Origin of the sequence: Arthrobacter sp. 35/47 (assembly GCF_000520475.1) — a bacterium.
GTDB classification, from domain to species: Bacteria; Actinomycetota; Actinomycetes; order Actinomycetales; family Micrococcaceae; genus Arthrobacter_D; species Arthrobacter_D subterraneus.
Genome location: NZ_KI914613.1, coordinates 28,078 through 43,888 on the forward strand (window position 1 = coordinate 28,078; position 15,811 = coordinate 43,888).

Below are 15,811 nucleotides of genomic sequence, written 5' to 3' on the forward strand. Positions count from 1 at the left end.
GCCGGCTTCGTGCCGCAGCATACCGAGGAGCGTGGCACCGTCGCCCGCCGACGCCAGGAAGGTCACCGCCGCAACCACCACGAAGCCGAGCCCCCAGGCCGTATCGATCACGGAGTGTCGCTTCTGCGCCACCGCCACGGCAAACACAACCGCCAGCAGTACGACGACGGCCACCACCGACAGTCCGAAGCCCGCTAGAAACGCGGGCAGCGGGAACGCGGGCAGCGGGAAGCCCGTCACAGCGTCCCTCCGAGCGGTGAAGGCTGCGCCAGCACATCGGCAGCGCGGCGCAGGTGCCGCGGATTCACCGGGGCGCCGGTGTCACGGGCGAAACTGTCCAGCAGGTAGGACGCACTGAGCTCATGCCAGAGGGGAAGCTTGCTGAGCATGAAGTGCCCCGCACCGGTCATGGTCACGTAGCGTACGTCGTCGGCGATGTGCTGGATCCGCTGCGCGTACCGCTGGGACTGTCTGGGGGAGGTCCAGCGGTCACGGTCACCGTGCACAATGAGCACCCGGCGACCCGCAACCTGCTGCACGGGGGTAGTGCTGTCCACCCATGGAGCGAGGGCGACGACGGCGCGCACCTGCGGATCGTCGGCAGTGCAGAGGGCCGTCAGCCCGCCCATCGAATGGCCCAACAGGTAGACGGGAACGTCCGGATGCCGGTCATGAATCCGCTCCAGCGCCCACCGCGCGTCATGCAGCGGCGACATCTCCTCGCCGTTCCAGCCGCGTACCCGGTTCCGCAGGTTCCAGGTCTCAAGGCCGGCAGGAGAACCCCACGCGGAGAGCAGTCGCGCGAAGGGGATCATCCGGGCCGGGCTCAGATGGCGTGACCGCACGGGCTCAAAGCTGTTGGCGCGCCCGCCATGGAGTACCAGCGCAACACCGCGCACAGCAGCCGACGCCGGCCGGATCATCACCTCCGGCGCATGCACCATCGCGCCGGCCGTCTTTTCGTCGGCCTCGCTGAACCGTTCCTTCGCCATGCATCCTCCGTCTCTCACCAGCACCCCGGCCCGCGACCCGCCGCTTCCCCGGAGCCGTCCGTCCTCCTGCGTAGAATCCTCAGGGGACTACGCAGGCAGGAGGGAAGGTTTCCATCCTGCCACCGGTACAACAACACTGAAGGGCGAGTTGTGGGCCACAGCCATATCCATCCGTCGGACGGGGCCGCTTCTCCTCCCAGTTCGGAGCAGAAGGCCGCGCTGATGGGAACGCGCAGACGCGCAAATTTCCTCCTGTCCGCGATCCTCGTTCCGCTCGGCGTCATCACGCTTCTCGGAATGATCCTGCTGTGGCCCGGCAGCGACGCTTCCGGCATCCAGGTAGCAGACCCGCTCGCAACGGCACCGGGCACGTCCATGGACGTGGGAACGGTCCAGCGGGTGGTCCTGGAGGACTGCCCGTCCTCCCAGCCGACGGTGGACGCGGGCGGCGAGGCCCAGCAGTGCCTGGTGGCCCACACCCAGCCCGACGCCGGCGGCTCACTCGTGCCGGTTGAGCTCAATCCGGAGATTGCCCGCTCCGGGCAGGTGGAGGCGGGTGATTCAATCCGCTACCTCAACCTGGACGGGGTGATCAGCGGGGCCGGCGCGCCCTATATCTTCGTGGACTTCGTCCGCACCCTCCCGGTGGCGGCGCTCGCGGTGCTGTACGCCGTCGTCGTCGTATCCGTGGCCCGCTGGCGCGGGCTGCGGGCCATCATCGGGCTGGTCGGTGCGCTGATCGTGCTGGCGCAGTTCATGCTGCCCGGACTGGTGGAGGGAAAACCACCGCTGCTGGTGGGCCTCGTGGGCTCGGTGGTGATCATGTTCGGAGTGCTGTATTTCGCTCACGGCTTCTCCGCCCGGACCTCGACGGCTCTGCTGGGCACAATCTTCGGGCTGGCGATCACGGCGCTGCTCGCAGCGTGGGCAACCGACACCGCAAACCTCACCGGCGTCGGCAGCGACAGCTCCAGCGCACTGATCAACGCCGCACCGGAAGTCTCACTGTCCGGAATCATCCTCTGCGGGCTGATCATCTCCGGGCTCGGCGTGCTGAACGACGTGACCATCACGCAGTCATCGGCCGTGTGGGAACTGTACGAACTGGCGCCGGGTACCTCCACGCGCCGCCTGTTCGCGGGGGCCATGCGGATTGGCCGCGACCACATCGCCTCAACCGTCTACACCATTGCCTTCGCCTACGCCGGCGCTGCCCTGCCCCTGCTGATCCTGGTATCCCTGCAGGACAGTTCACTGGTGAGCACCCTGACCAGCGGCGAACTTGTCGAGGAGGTGGTGCGCACGCTGGTCGGGTCGATCGGGCTGGTGCTCGCCATCCCCGTCACCACGCTGATCGCCGTTCTAGTGGTCAAGGCCGTGGGCGCCAGGGCGGTGCACCACCCTCCTGCGGGCCACGCAGCGGATGAACCCACTCCCGCCGTGCTGGCAGCCGAGGAATCGGTCCACACGCACGCCGGCGGTGTTCCGGCCGATCCGCTGCCCAGCCGCAGGGAGCTGCGCGGACAGAGGGAGCGCTGAACCGCACCCGCCCCCGATTTGCCCCGTCTTGCGACAATGGACGGGTGAGCACTGCACCGACAACTACCGCCACGCGGCTTGACCTGCCGCCCCTGCGCCTGGGCGGCATCACCGTGAACACCCCGGTGGTTCTTGCTCCCATGGCCGGCATCACCAACACGGCATTCCGGCGGCTCTGCCGCGAGTACGGGGGCGGGCTGTACGTCTCCGAGATGGTGACGTCCCGCGCCCTGGTTGAGCGCAACCCGGAGTCCCTGCGCATCATCTCCCATGACGAGGATGAAAAGGTGCGTTCCGTCCAGCTGTACGGTGTGGATCCCAAGACCGTCGGTGCCGCGGTCCGCATCCTCGTGGAGGAAGACCGCGCCGACCACATCGACCTCAACTTCGGCTGCCCCGTTCCGAAGGTCACACGGAAGGGCGGGGGAGCGGCGCTGCCTTGGAAGATCGACCTCTTCACCTCCATCGTGCAGACGGCGGTCCGGGAAGCCTCCCGCGGAAACATCCCGCTGACCATCAAGATGCGCAAGGGTATCGACGAAGACCACCTGACCTTCCGTGAGGCCGGAAAGATAGCGCGCGACGCCGGTGTGGCCGCCGTCGCGCTGCATGGACGCACCGCGTCCCAGTTCTACTCCGGCAAGGCCGACTGGAATGCGATCGCGGAGTTGCGTGAGTCCCTCCCGGACATCCCCGTGCTGGGCAACGGCGATATCTGGAGTGCGGAAGACGCCATCTCGATGGTGCGCGAGACCGGCGTCGACGGCGTCGTCATCGGCCGCGGGTGCCAGGGCCGGCCGTGGCTGTTCGGAGACCTGATGAACGCCTTCGAGGGCAGCGACGAACGGCACCGGCCGGGCCTCGGCCAGGTCGCCGACACCGTCTACCGGCATGCGGAACTGCTGGTCGACACGTTCGGCAACGAGATGATGGCGCTGCGCGACATCCGCAAGCACATGGCCTGGTACTTCAAGGGTTACGTGGTGGGCGGCGACCTGCGCGCCGCGCTCGCCACGGTTCCCACCCTTGAGGTGCTGCGCGGCCTGCTGGACCAACTGGACCGCACCTCGCCGTACCCGGGAGCCGACGCCGAGGGCCCACGCGGGCGGGCGGGCTCACCGAAACGCACCGCGCTGCCGGAACGGTGGCTCGAGGCACGCCAGCTCAACGCCGACCAGCAGGCGGACATCGCCGCAGCGGAAGTCGACGTATCCGGTGGATAGGACAGGGGAGTACATGCGGGATTCCGCCGCGGCCAACCAGTCGCCGGTCACGCCGGGCTACACGGACGCGGACATGCAGCGCTGGGTGGACGAGCCGCCCAAAAGCCTCCACCGCACCCACTTCGAGCGGGACCGCGCCCGAGTGCTTCACTCTTCGGCCCTGCGAAGGCTGGGGGCGAAGACCCAGGTTGTCGCACCGGACACTGATGACTTTGTCCGGACCCGGCTGACGCACAGCCTCGAAGTGGCTCAGGTGGGACGCGAACTCGGCCGGTCCCTTGGCTGCGATCCCGATATCGTCGACGCCGCCTGCCTGTCCCATGACCTCGGCCATCCGCCGTTCGGCCACAACGGGGAGGCCACGCTGAATGACCTGGCGCACTCCATCGGCGGGTTCGAGGGCAACGCCCAGACCCTCCGGCTCCTGACCCGGCTGGAGCCGAAGGTCATCCGTGCGGACGGCGAGCCCGCAGGGCTGAACCTGACCCGCGCCAGCCTCGACGCCGCCTGCAAGTACCCCTGGACCGCTTCGGACGCGCCGGTCATCCATGGGCACCGAACGTCCAAGTTCGGCGCCTACGAGGATGATCTCCCGGTCTTCACGTGGCTCCGGCAGGGGGCGCCCGCCGGCAGGTCCTGCCTTGAGGCCCAGGTGATGGACCTCGCCGATGACATCTCCTACTCGGTCCACGACGTCGAGGACGCCATTGTCGCCGGTCACTTCCAGCTCAAGTGGATGGACAATCCGGACCAGCGCGCACGGGTGGTCGGGTACACCCAGCAGTGGTACCTGCCACACTCGGATCCCGCCGCCGTCGACGCCGCCCTGGCGCGGCTTGAAGCGACGGACGTCTGGGTGCGCGAGGCTGACGGCAGCCGCAGGGCCATGGCAGCCCTGAAGAACATGACCAGCCAGCTCATCGGGCGTTTCTGCCTGAGCGCGCTGGAAACCACCCGGGGCATCTACGGCACCGACCCGCTCACCCGGTACGCGGCCGAAATGGTGGTTCCCGAGGACACCGTCACGGAGATCGCCGTCATGAAGGGCCTGGCCACCACCTACGTCATGACCAGCGTCCACCGCCAGCCCGTCTATGAGCGGCAACGCGAGGTCCTCACCTCGCTGGTGCAGCAGATGGCCGCGTCCGGGGACCGCTACCTCGAGCCCATGTTCGCCTCTGACTGGCGCGAAGCCGACGACGACGACGCCCGCCTCCGCGTGGTCATCGACCAGGTCGCATCCCTTACGGATGCTTCAGCGCTTGCCCTGCACGAGAGGGTTGTCGGGCCCGTTCCCGCGCTCTGGTAGGAATTGCCCACAGGCATTCAACCCACGGCGTGAGCCGGAACCCCGCACGCCTAGACTGGAGAGCATGGCCGGACTCATCAAGCGCGAAGACATCGATGAGGTTCGCCAGCGCACCGACATCAAGGAAGTCGTCGACGGCTACGTCACCCTCAAATCCGCAGGAGTGGGCTCCTGGAAGGGGCTGTGTCCGTTCCACGACGAGCGCTCGCCGTCGTTCCATGTGCGCCCCCAGATGGGGTCCTACCACTGCTTCGGCTGCGGTGAGGGCGGCGACGTCATCTCCTTTGTCCAGAAGATGGACCACACCTCCTTCGCGGAGACCGTGGAGAAGCTCGCGGCACGCATCGGGTTCGAGTTGCGCTACGAGGACGGCGGCACCGGACCGCGCCGGGAGGACACCGGCAGGCGGCAGCGGCTGCTGGATGCGCACAAGATCGCCGCTGAGTTCTACCGGGACCAGCTGCTGACCCAGGAAGCCGCCACGGCGCGCGCTTTCCTCCAGGAGCGCGGCTTTGACCGCGCGGCAGCCGAGCACTTCGGGGTAGGTTACGCGCCGCAGGGGTGGGACGGCCTGCTCAAACACCTGACCAGCCGCGGCTTCACCCTGGATGAGCTGAAACTGACCGGGATGTTCAGCACCTCGTCCACCAACGCCGGCCGGTTCTATGACCGTTTCCGCGGACGCCTCATGTGGCCCATCCGGGACATCACCGGAGACACGGTGGGATTCGGCGCGCGCAAGCTGTACGAGGATGACCAGGGTCCCAAATACCTCAACACCCCGGAAACCACGCTCTACAAGAAGTCACAGGTGCTGTACGGCATCGACCTCGCCAAGCGGGAGATCGCCAAGAGCCGGCAGCTCGTGGTGGTGGAGGGCTACACCGACGTCATGGCCTGCCATCTGGCCGGTGTGGGCACCGCCGTCGCGACCTGCGGTACCGCCTTCGGTGCGGATCACATCAAGATTGCGCGCCGGCTGCTGTCCGACGACGGCACCGGGGGAGAAGTCATTTTCACCTTCGACGGCGATGCGGCAGGGCAGAAGGCCGCACTGCGGGCCTTCGAGGAAGACCAGCGGTTCAACGCCCAGACCTACGTGGCGGTCGGCGCCGGCGGTGCAGACCCGTGCGAGCTCCGGCAGACCGCGGGAGACCAGGCCGTCCAGGATCTCATCAGCACACGGCGCCCGCTGTTCGAGTTCGCCATCAAGGCTTCCTTCGACCAGTTTGACCTCTCCACCGGAGAGGGCCAGATGAAAGCTCTTCGTCATGCGGCGCCGATTGTCGCAAACATCCGGGATGTGTCGCTCAGGTCCGTCTACACCCGGGAACTGTCCCGGTGGCTCGGCATGCAGTTTGTGGGCGAGGACCAGGTGGCGCAAGCCGTGGCGTCAGCGGCCAAGCGGGCAGCGCAGCCGGCGCAGGAAGCACGGGGCGGGCAGGGCGCCCCGGCGGACAACCGCCGTCGTCCCGGGGAATTCGGCAGGCAGCAGGACGGGCGGCAGCAGGACGGCAGGCAACAGGACGGGCGGCAGCAGAACGGACGGCAACAGGACGGAACCGCTGTCGAGTCACCGCAGTTCAGCCGTCCCGACCCGCGTGATCCGGTGGCACGGATGGAGCGGGAGGCGCTCGAGGTGGTCCTGCAGTACCCCCAACTGCTTGATCAGAGCCAGTGGGAACGGTTCGCCGATTCACGTTTCTCGGTGCCTGCGTATGCCGCCCTGCATGATGCCGTCCGGGCAGCCGGAGCGGGCGGCACTGACGGGCCGGGGGCGGCGTCGAACTGGGTGGAACGGGTGCGTCAGGAGGTCCCCGAGATGCTGCGGGGCTTCGTCAGCGAACTGGCGGTGACCCCGTTGCCCGCAAAGGACGCGGATGCGCTGGCAATGTATTGCCGCGACATCCTCAACGGGCTCTCCGAACTGCGTATCACCCGGCTCAAGGCCGAGAAGCTGGGCGCCCTTCAACGCCTGGACCCGTCGGCTGATCCGTCCCTGTTCCAGCAGCTGAACCGGGAGCTGATGCAGCTCGAAATGGAACGCCGCGCGCTGCGCTCCGACTAGCTGCCGATCAATTTCACTTCACCGCTTTTCCTATGTAAAGTTGATCTCGCTGCTTTCCCCCGTAGCTCAATTGGCAGAGCATTCGACTGTTAATCGAAGGGTTACTGGTTCAAGTCCAGTCGGGGGAGCAAATAGGCTCCTGACCTGCATCAACGCCGGTCAGGAGCCTTTCTTTTCATCGCTCCCATCGGGCGTCCAGCATGTGCCGCTACTGTTGCCCCATGCTGAAAGATGATCTAGTCCTCGTCACGGGTGCCACCGGCTACATCGGCGGCCGCCTTGTCTCCCGGCTCGTGGAGGACGGCCGCCGTGTGCGCGTGGTGGTGCGGTCTCCGCAGAAGCTGCGTGACGTCCCGTGGGCGGCACAGGTCGAGGTGATCGAGGGCGACCTCCAGGATGCCGACACCATGGACCGCGCCTGCGAGGGCGTCTACACGCTCTACTACCTGGTCCATTCGATGGGATCAGGGCGCGGATTCGAGGAGCGCGAGGCCGGGATTGTCGAGACGGTTGCCGGCGCCGCGGCCCGCGCCGGGGTGAAGCGCATCGTCTACCTCGGAGGCCTCCACCCGGAGGGAGTCAGGCTGTCCACCCACATGCGCTCCCGCGTGGCGGTCGGGGAGGCGCTGCTGGCCTCCGGAGTGCCCACCGTCGCGTTCCAGGCCGGCGTTGTGATCGGTTCCGGCTCCGCCTCGTTCGAGATGATCCGGCATCTGGCTGATGTCCTCCCCGTCATGCCGGCACCAAAGTGGGTGCTGAACCGCATCGAACCCATCGCCGTCCGGGACGTGATCTCCTATCTGCTCGGCGCCCTGAACCTCCCCGAGGGGCTCAACCGCACCTTCGACATCGGTTCGGGTGACGTCCTAACCTACGCGGACATGATGAAGCGCTACGCGGAAGCCGCAGGATTGCCCCGGCGGACCGTCCTTGCCCTGCCGGTCCTCACCCCGCGCCTGGCCGGACACTGGGTAAACCTGGTGACTCCCATCCCGCGCGCCATGGCCATGCCGCTGATCGAATCCCTCCAGCACGACGCCGTCACCGCCGAATCGGATATCCATGACTACCTGCCACAGCCGGAGGGCGGCCTGACCGACTACCGCGCCGCCGTCGACCTCGCCCTCAACAAGATGAGTGCCGGTGAGGTCGAAACGAGCTGGGCCGGGGCTTCCCTGCGGGAAGCGGTCGCGGACCCACTGCCCTCCGACCCGCAGTGGGCCGGACACACTGTCTACAAGGACGAGCGCATCTTCCGCTCAAGCGCACCCGCGCCCGAAGTCTGGAAAGTGATCGAGGGCATCGGCGGGGAGAACGGCTGGTATTCCTGGCCGGTGGCCTGGGCGGCCCGCGGGTGGCTGGACAAGCTGGCGGGCGGGGTTGGCCTGCGCCGCGGGCGCCGGCATTCCTCGGACCTGATGGCGGGCGAGGCGCTCGACTTCTGGCGCGTGGAGGAACTGGTGCGCGGTGAAAAGCTGCGGCTGCGGGCCGAAATGAAGCTTCCGGGGCGCGCGTGGCTGGAGCTGTCGGTAGTGCCCGACGGCGGCGCGAGCGAATACCGCCAGCGCGCGGTGTTCTTTCCCCGCGGACTCGCCGGCCGGCTCTACTGGCTGAGCGTCCTGCCCTTCCACGGCGTGGTCTTCTACTCGATGGCGCGCAATATCACTCGCACGGCAGAAAGGGCCGTCGCCAAGGGCTGACGCGCGGCACGGCGGGACGTCTGCCCTCAGGAAATGGAGGGGACGCTCCGCGGCCGCACGATGGTCCACAGGAAAAGAATCCCGAAGGCGATGCACACGGCCATCACGCCCGCCATCGGCGTCGCCGAACCGATTCCGAGCACCCCGACTATCGGAGAGATCACCCCGGCCAGGCCGAAGGTGGTCGCACCGAGCAGCGAGGCCGCGGTGCCGGCCTGCGCGCCGTGGTTGGCCAGGGCGAGCACCTGGACACACGGGAAGGTGAAACCCGCGGCCGAGATGTAGAACCAGAGCGGAACCGCTGTGCCCCAGAAACCGAACTCCAGGTAGTCGAAGAGGATCATCAAGAGCGCCATCACCAGCATCGCGGCAGTGGAAGCGGCGATGATCCACTGCGGCCCCACCCTGCGGACCACCCGCGCACTGATCTGGACCGCCGCGACGATGCCCAGGGAATTCACGGCGAAAAGCAGCCCATACTGTTGCGGGTCGAGGCCGTAGACATCCTGGAACAGGAAGGGCGAAGCCGAAAGGTAGGAGAACAGTCCGGAGAAGTTCATTCCTCCCACCAGAAGGACACCGATGAAGACACGGTCAGTCAGCACGGCCCGGTACCGCTGTAAAGCGGTCGACGACGACGCCTTCCTCCGCTCCGCCGGCAGGGTCTCGATGATGAAGACCGAGACAGCAAGAATCACCAGGAAGCCGTAGGCGGCGAGGAACCAGAAGATGCCCGGCCACGGCATGACCACCAGCAGCTGTGACCCGATGACAGGCGCAAAGATGGGCGCCATACCGTTTACCAGCGCCATATAGGAGAGCATCCGCACCAGCGGGTACCCGCTGAAAAGATCCCGGATCATTGCCATGGCTACAACACCGCCGCCGGCCGCGCCGACACCCTGCAGAACGCGGAAAACCATGAGCATGCCGATGTCGGTCGACAGCGCCGCGCCGAGAGAAGCCACCACATGCACGGTGGTGGCGGCGATCAACGGAAGCCGCCGGCCCACCTTGTCGCTGAGCGGGCCCACGAGCAGCTGGCCGGTTGCAAAACCGATGATCGTCCCGGTCAGGGTGAGCTGGACCGCCGCCTCGGTGACGCCGAGATCATCCTGCAGGGCCGGGAAGGCAGGCAGGTACAGATCGATGGTGAACGGACCGAGCGCCGTCAGGGTGCCAAGAATGATGACGTAGATCAGCTTCTGCCGACGGGTGAGGGCGTCACCGGGGTGAGTGATGGTGCTCAACGGATACCTAACTGGGCGTATGTTCGGGCGCGGGGAGGGCGCACTGCGACGCTGCAGACGGAGAAAAGGTGGAGAGCCGGTCAGCCGGTAGCCTCCGGCGACGGGAAACGGTGGTTGCCACAACGAATCAATAACTATCTTAGAGGCCTCCCGCAGCCCACCGAAACCCGGTCCGGGCACGGGCACTCCCCGGTTGTCCGGCGGGCTTTGCCCTGAGGTAGGTTGAAATGCGGTTCAGGCAGCAAGCGAAGTCACGAGATCCAGGAGCGCCAGACGTGCCCGTCAATAATCCGAAGAGCGGCCAGCCGTCGCCGGAAGTACAACCACACCTCGGGAAGGTCATCGGAGTCAGCGTTGCTGCCGCCGTCGGCGGACTCCTGTTCGGGTTCGATACCGCCGTGGTCAATGGTGCGGTGGACGCCATCCAGGAGGATTTCGGGCTGGGTGAGGCGGTTCTCGGCTTCACGGTTGCCATTACCCTCCTCGGGTGCGCAGCCGGTGCATGGTTCGCCGGTGAGCTGGCGGACCGCCTCGGCCGGAAGCGGGTGATGTTCGGCGCGGCAGTGCTCTTCCTGGTCAACTCCGTCGGCTCCGGGTTTGCCATCAGCGAGTGGGACCTGATGCTCTGGCGGTTGGTGGGCGGCGTGGCAATCGGTGTGGCCTCGGTGATCGCGCCGGGCTACATCGCAGAGATCGCGCCCGCCAAATGGCGCGGCGGTCTCGCCTCCATCCAGCAGCTCGCCATCACGGTCGGAATTTTCGCCGCGCTGCTGTCGGACGCCTGGCTTGCCGATCTCGCCGGCGGAGCTGCCGGCGAGCTGTGGTGGGGACTGTCAGCCTGGCGCTGGATGCTGCTGGTCGGCGTCGTGCCCGCCATCATCTACGGTGTGCTCTCCCTGACCATTCCCGAATCACCGCATTACCTGATCCGCGGCGGCCGGGATGCCGAGGCTGCGCACGTTCTGTCCCGGGTCACGGGCATCCGGGACACCTCCACCAAGCTGGCGGAAATCCGCTCCACCCTCCGGATGGAGGACAGGACCAGCCTCCGGGACCTGCGCGGGTCCGTGCTGGGGCTGCAGCCCATCCTCTGGGTCGGCATGGCCGTCGCCGCGCTGCAGCAGCTGGTCGGAATCAACGCAATCTTCTACTACTCCACCACGCTGTGGCAGTCGGTCGGCTTCAGCGAGAGCGACTCATTCACGACGTCGGTGATCACCTCGATCATCAACGTGGCAATGACCTTCGTGGCCATCTTTTTTGTCGACAGGATCGGCCGGCGCAAGCTGCTGCTGGTCGGCTCGGCAGGCATGTTCGCCGGTCTGCTCGCCGCCACCGTCTCCTTCGCGCAGGCAACAGGCAGCGGCGCCGACGTGTCCCTGCCGGGAATCTGGGGTCCGGTTGCCCTCGTTGGTGCAAACCTGTTCGTGGTCTTCTTTGCCGCGACCTGGGGGCCGGTCATGTGGGTGACGCTCGGCGAGATGTTCCCCAACAAGATCCGTTCCATCGCCCTCGGAGTGGCAACCATGGTGAACTGGATCTTCAACTTCATCGTCACGCTCGCTTTCCCCTGGGTCAGCGAGAACCTCGGTGTCTGGATTATGTACGCGGTATTTACCGGATTCGCCGTCGTCTCCTTCTGGTTTGTGAAGACCAGGCTGCAGGAATACGCAGGCCGTGAACTGGAGGACAGGGAGGATCTCACTCCCGTCAGGTGAGCCGGGCGCCCGCGCGCGAGAAATATGCGTCGGTGGTAATTTTGGGACAGACGCGCAGAATGAACGAATGGGAGCACGGCACATGGAAAGCTCGACCAGCACGCGGGTGAATCGGTCCGCCGGAACGCCGTCGGTCATCGGCCTGATCAGATTGCTGCTGCGGCTGACGCCACGCCAGCTGAACGACGAAGTCTCGCTTGCCCGCGAACAGCTGAAGCAGAAGGGCATTACCGCAGGCGTCGCAGCCGCGTTCTTCGCCGTGGCGCTGGTTTTCGTCGCCTTCCTCGTGGTCGCGCTCATTGTCGCGGCCATCATGGGCCTGGGCACCATCATGCCGCCCTGGCTCGCTGCGTTGTGTTTTGCCGCCATGTTCCTCATCATTGCGGCCATCGCCGGGCTGATGGGCCTGTCCCGGTTCAAGAAGGCGCTGCCACTCCTGCCCGAGGACGCCATCCGCGGAGTGAAATACGACATCGGAGTGCTCAAGGAAGGCCGCAAGTTCGATCCGGCAACCCTCGATGTGCAGAAGCCCAAAGAGGAGAAGAAGCCCAAACAGAAGGACACCGGAGAGCCCAAGCCGCCTGCGCCGTCCTACGCCGAGCTCCGCAGCCGGTCGGGCCGCCGCCGCGACCACATCGCCGAGACCCGCGAGGACCTCGGCCGGGGACTGGATTTCAAGTCCCGGTTCGGCGGCACCACGGCAAGGGCACGTCAGGCCGCTGCCCAGGCGAAGTCCTCAGCAGTGCACGCCCGCGATGCCCGGCGTACCCGGAGCGGTACGGCTTCGGCCACGCACGCTCCCGCCGCGCACGCTCCGGCCCGGCACACCCAGACACTCGCTGACCGCTGGAAGCCGCTCAGCGTGGTCGCCGCCTCCGCTGCCGCGATCGCGGTGATGGTGCGCCGGCTCGTCGCCAAATAAGCCGGGGCAAGGGCTCATTCCCCCCGCCTGTCCGCTGCCGCGCAGGCCTGCTGTGATAATGGGAGCGGAGGGACAGTGATCAGACTTATTGGCGCAGGGGGAAAGCCGGGGGAGACCCCTGCCGAATTGGACACCTTCTGGACCGTGCCGAACATCATCACGGTGGTCCGGTTCCTTGGCGTCCCGCTGTTCGTCATGTTCATCGTCCAGCGCGAGTATGCCGCTGCGGTCATCACCCTTGTGCTCCTCGGTTCAACCGACTGGGTGGACGGCTACGTTGCACGGAGGTTCGGGCAGGTTTCCTCGGTCGGCAAATGGCTGGACCCGGTTGCCGACAGGACTGCGCTGATCGTCATTGCCGTGACCTTCGTGGTCGACGGCGTGGCGCCCGCGTGGCTGGTATGGACCATCGTGATCCCCGACGCCATCCTGATCATCAACGCCCTGATCCTCTTCCACGGACCGATTTCCCTGCCGGTGACCAACATCGGCAAGATCCGCACCGCGTTGCTGCTGGTCGGATCACCGCTGCTGCTGCTGCAGCGCGTCGAAGGTTTCGACCAGCCCTGGCTCGAGATCACCGCCACAACCCTGCTGGTTCTCGGTTGTATCGGACACCTCATCGCGTTCTACGGCTACTTCACGGCGGCACACCGTGTGTACCGCCTGGAGCGCTCCGCATGACGAAAACGGGCGCATGGCCTGGGTAGCGGTTTTCCTGGCCCTGCTGGGCGCATGCTTTCTCGCTGTCGGCGCCCAGCGTCAGGGTAGCGCCGTACGCTCCAACACCGGTGGCCTCGCGCTGAACTCCACCGGCTTTGTGCGGCTTCTGCGCAACCCCCGCTGGATACTCGGCCTGATCCTGCTCATTGCCGGGATCATCTGCAACGTCATCGCCCTCAGCCTCGCAAGCCTGACCGTTGTCCAGCCCATCGGGGCGATTGCCCTGGTGATCACGACAATCGTCAACTCCCGGGACCAGGGCGTGCGGATCAACCGGGCCACGGTCGTTGCAATCTCCGCCTGCGTGAGCGGAAGCGCACTGTTCGTGCTGCTGGCCCTGAACGTCACCCGGAAGAACCACGTTGTCCTGCCCGACCAGGAACTGACGGCCGTCCTGCTGCTCTGCATCGCTGTCGCCATCTTCGGGACCCTCGCCGCGGTTTTCAAGCGACGGCTCAACGCCTTCACCTACATTCTCGGTGCCGGTGTGCTCTTCGGATTCGTTGCCGTGCTGACCAAGATCATCGCCACCCACCTGCTGGATCCGAACGGCAGGTTCCTGCTCAACGTCCCGGTCTACAGTGTCATCGCCATCATTGCTGCTGCCGGACTTGGCTCCTGGTTTGTCCAGAGCGCCTATGCCACCGGTCCGCCCGACCTGGTGATCGCAGGACTCACGGTCGTCGATCCGATCGTGGGAATCGCCGTCGGGATCTCGGTGCTGGGTGAGCTGCAGCCGAATGTCGAATCGGTCGTCGCGCTTGCCATGGGTGCGGCCGCCATCGTTGCTATTGTTGGAGTAATAGCACTCTCGCGCCACCACCCCGATGTGGTCAGGCGCCAGAAAGAAGCACGACGGCGGTAACGCCGGTGACTTCGCCCACCGTTGCCAACCCGAGGACTACTTCGTGACCCATCCGGCAGCAGACGCGCCGCTGACCATCCTCATCGCCGCAGACACCTACCCGCCGCATGTCAACGGGGCGGCCCAGTTCGGCTACCGGCTCGCCAAGGGAATGAGCGCCCGCGGCCATGATGTCCACGTTCTGGCCGCAAACAGCACCTCGGGCAAGAGCTTCACCGAGCCGGGCGGGGAGTGGGCCGTCCACCGGCTCCGCTCGCACTCGGTTCCGACCCATGAGTACTGGCGTATCTGCCTGCCGTGGGAAATCAAGCGTGAAATCAGCATGCTCTTCGACCGGGTCCAGCCCGATGTCGTCCACGTCCAGTGCCACTACATGGTCGGCGAGTACGCGCTCTATGAGGCTGTGAAGCGCGGCATCCGCGTGGTGGCAACCAACCACTTCATGCCCGAAAACCTGAACCCGTTCCTGCCCTTTCCTCAGTGGTTCAAGAACATCGTCGCGAAGAACTCCTGGCGGGACATGGGCCGCGTCATGGGGAAGGCCGACGTCGTCACCACGCCCACTCCGCTGGCGGCCAAGGCCATGCACGAGCACGCGTTCCTGCGCAAGGTGCTCCCACTGTCGAACGGCATCGACGCAACGGCGTACGAGCCGAAGCCGGGCGAGCGGATCGAGCGCCCCGACTATCCCATTGTGCTGTTCGTGGGGCGGCTCGCCGAGGAAAAGCATGTGGACGTCCTCATTGACGCAGTCGCAAAGACCCCGCGCGAGCTGAACCTGCACCTGGAGATCGTCGGCGGGGGAGAGGTCAAACCCGCCCTGCAGGCCCAGGCCCGGCGTCTGGGATTGGGAGACCGGGTGATCTTCCACGGACTGATCGACGACGAACAGCTGCGCCTGGCCTACCTGCGGGCCACGGTCTTCTGCCAGCCCGGCACCGCAGAGCTGCAGTCGCTGGTCACCCTCGAAGCGATGTCCGCCTCCACGCCCGTGCTGCTCGCCAACGCGATGGCGCTGCCGCACCTCGTGGAGGACGGCGCCAACGGCTACCTCTTCACGCCCCATGACAGCGACGAGCTGGCCATGCGCCTCACGGAGATCATCTCGATGCCCGAGGCTGAACGCGAGCGGATGGGAAAGATGAGCCGTTCCATGGTGGAGAAGCACAGCATCGACGCTACGCTGGCTACCTTCGAGGATCTCTACGTGGGCAGGCTGCACACCGAGGAGACGGTCTAGCCACGCGCGATTCTTCGCCCTCCGGTTCTGGCTAGAATGGGGTGCGCCGATGAGTTGTCGGCGTCGAGGGGCTGTAGCTCAGCTGGTTAGAGCAGCGGACTCATAATCCGTTTGTCGTGGGTTCAAGCCCCACCAGCCCTACAAGAAGGTGCGCAGAAAAACCCCGGTCCGGCTGGACCGGGGTTTTCTCTGTCCGCCATGCCGGGTGGTGCACAAAGTTACTGGCGGGTAACATAGGTCGAGGTGATCCGCGCCGCAGGGG

General features: G+C 66.3%; 13 protein-coding genes and 2 tRNA genes. 12 read left to right on the top strand and 3 right to left on the bottom strand.

Features of this window, described 5'->3' with window-relative positions:
• Both X803_RS22335 and X803_RS0112610 read right to left on the bottom strand, forming a co-directional pair.
• A partial coding sequence (locus X803_RS22335) for a DUF1295 domain-containing protein (protein ID WP_035778934.1) occupies positions 1-240 on the bottom strand: 240 nt, incomplete at its 3' end.
• Positions 237-992 carry an alpha/beta hydrolase gene (locus X803_RS0112610; RefSeq protein WP_026545408.1) on the bottom strand — a complete coding sequence of 252 codons (756 nt, stop codon included), beginning with the start codon at positions 990-992 and terminating at the stop codon, positions 237-239. The genes X803_RS22335 and X803_RS0112610, both read right to left, overlap by 4 nt.
• A gap of 222 nt (positions 993-1,214) precedes the next feature.
• Between X803_RS0112610 and X803_RS19820 the strand changes: the two genes are divergently transcribed.
• From X803_RS19820 to X803_RS0112640, 6 genes are all read left to right on the top strand, one after another.
• On the top strand, positions 1,215-2,531 hold the full coding sequence (locus tag X803_RS19820) for a YibE/F family protein (RefSeq protein WP_084033724.1): 1,317 nt from the start codon (positions 1,215-1,217) through the stop codon (positions 2,529-2,531).
• Positions 2,532-2,575: 44 nt separating this feature from the next.
• Positions 2,576-3,754 carry a tRNA dihydrouridine synthase DusB gene (dusB, locus tag X803_RS0112620; RefSeq protein ID WP_026545409.1) on the top strand — a complete coding sequence of 393 codons (1,179 nt, stop codon included), beginning with the start codon at positions 2,576-2,578 and terminating at the stop codon, positions 3,752-3,754.
• Between the two features lie 13 nt (positions 3,755-3,767).
• Positions 3,768-5,063: a deoxyguanosinetriphosphate triphosphohydrolase gene (locus tag X803_RS0112625; protein ID WP_026545410.1), complete on the top strand. Its 1,296-nt coding sequence runs from the start codon at positions 3,768-3,770 to the stop codon at positions 5,061-5,063.
• Positions 5,064-5,127: 64 nt separating this feature from the next.
• A complete protein-coding gene (gene dnaG / locus X803_RS0112630; protein WP_026545411.1) occupies positions 5,128-7,131 on the top strand; it encodes a DNA primase in 2,004 nt (667 codons plus the stop codon).
• Positions 7,132-7,186: 55 nt separating this feature from the next.
• Positions 7,187-7,259: transfer RNA gene (locus tag X803_RS0112635), tRNA-Asn, on the top strand.
• A gap of 93 nt (positions 7,260-7,352) precedes the next feature.
• Positions 7,353-8,831, top strand: a complete 1,479-nt coding sequence (locus tag X803_RS0112640) for an SDR family oxidoreductase (protein WP_026545412.1) — start codon at positions 7,353-7,355, stop codon at positions 8,829-8,831.
• Positions 8,832-8,857: 26 nt separating this feature from the next.
• On the opposite strand, the gene X803_RS0112645 is transcribed toward X803_RS0112640, so the two are convergent.
• Positions 8,858-10,081: a multidrug effflux MFS transporter gene (locus tag X803_RS0112645; protein WP_026545413.1), complete on the bottom strand. Its 1,224-nt coding sequence runs from the start codon at positions 10,079-10,081 to the stop codon at positions 8,858-8,860.
• 275 nt (positions 10,082-10,356) lie between these two features.
• On the opposite strand from X803_RS0112645, the gene X803_RS0112650 reads away from it, so the two are divergent.
• From X803_RS0112650 to X803_RS0112675, 6 genes are all read left to right on the top strand, one after another.
• A complete protein-coding gene (locus X803_RS0112650; protein ID WP_253907467.1) occupies positions 10,357-11,799 on the top strand; it encodes a sugar porter family MFS transporter in 1,443 nt (480 codons plus the stop codon).
• A 67-nt stretch (positions 11,800-11,866) separates the two neighbouring features.
• Entirely contained in the window at positions 11,867-12,721 is an 855-nt protein-coding gene (locus X803_RS0112655; protein ID WP_026545415.1) for a phage holin family protein, read from the top strand.
• 75 nt (positions 12,722-12,796) lie between these two features.
• The gene (locus tag X803_RS19825) at positions 12,797-13,405 is read left to right on the top strand and encodes a CDP-alcohol phosphatidyltransferase family protein (RefSeq protein ID WP_084033728.1); all 609 of its coding nucleotides are present in this window, start codon (positions 12,797-12,799) and stop codon (positions 13,403-13,405) included.
• A gap of 13 nt (positions 13,406-13,418) precedes the next feature.
• Positions 13,419-14,309, top strand: a complete 891-nt coding sequence (locus X803_RS0112665) for a DMT family transporter (protein ID WP_026545416.1) — start codon at positions 13,419-13,421, stop codon at positions 14,307-14,309.
• Positions 14,310-14,352: 43 nt separating this feature from the next.
• Positions 14,353-15,549 (top strand): glycosyltransferase, encoded by a 1,197-nt coding sequence (locus X803_RS0112670; RefSeq protein WP_026545417.1) that lies wholly within the window; start codon positions 14,353-14,355, stop codon positions 15,547-15,549.
• Between the two features lie 67 nt (positions 15,550-15,616).
• A tRNA-Ile gene (locus tag X803_RS0112675) sits at positions 15,617-15,690 on the top strand.
• Positions 15,691-15,811 lie beyond the last annotated feature (121 nt).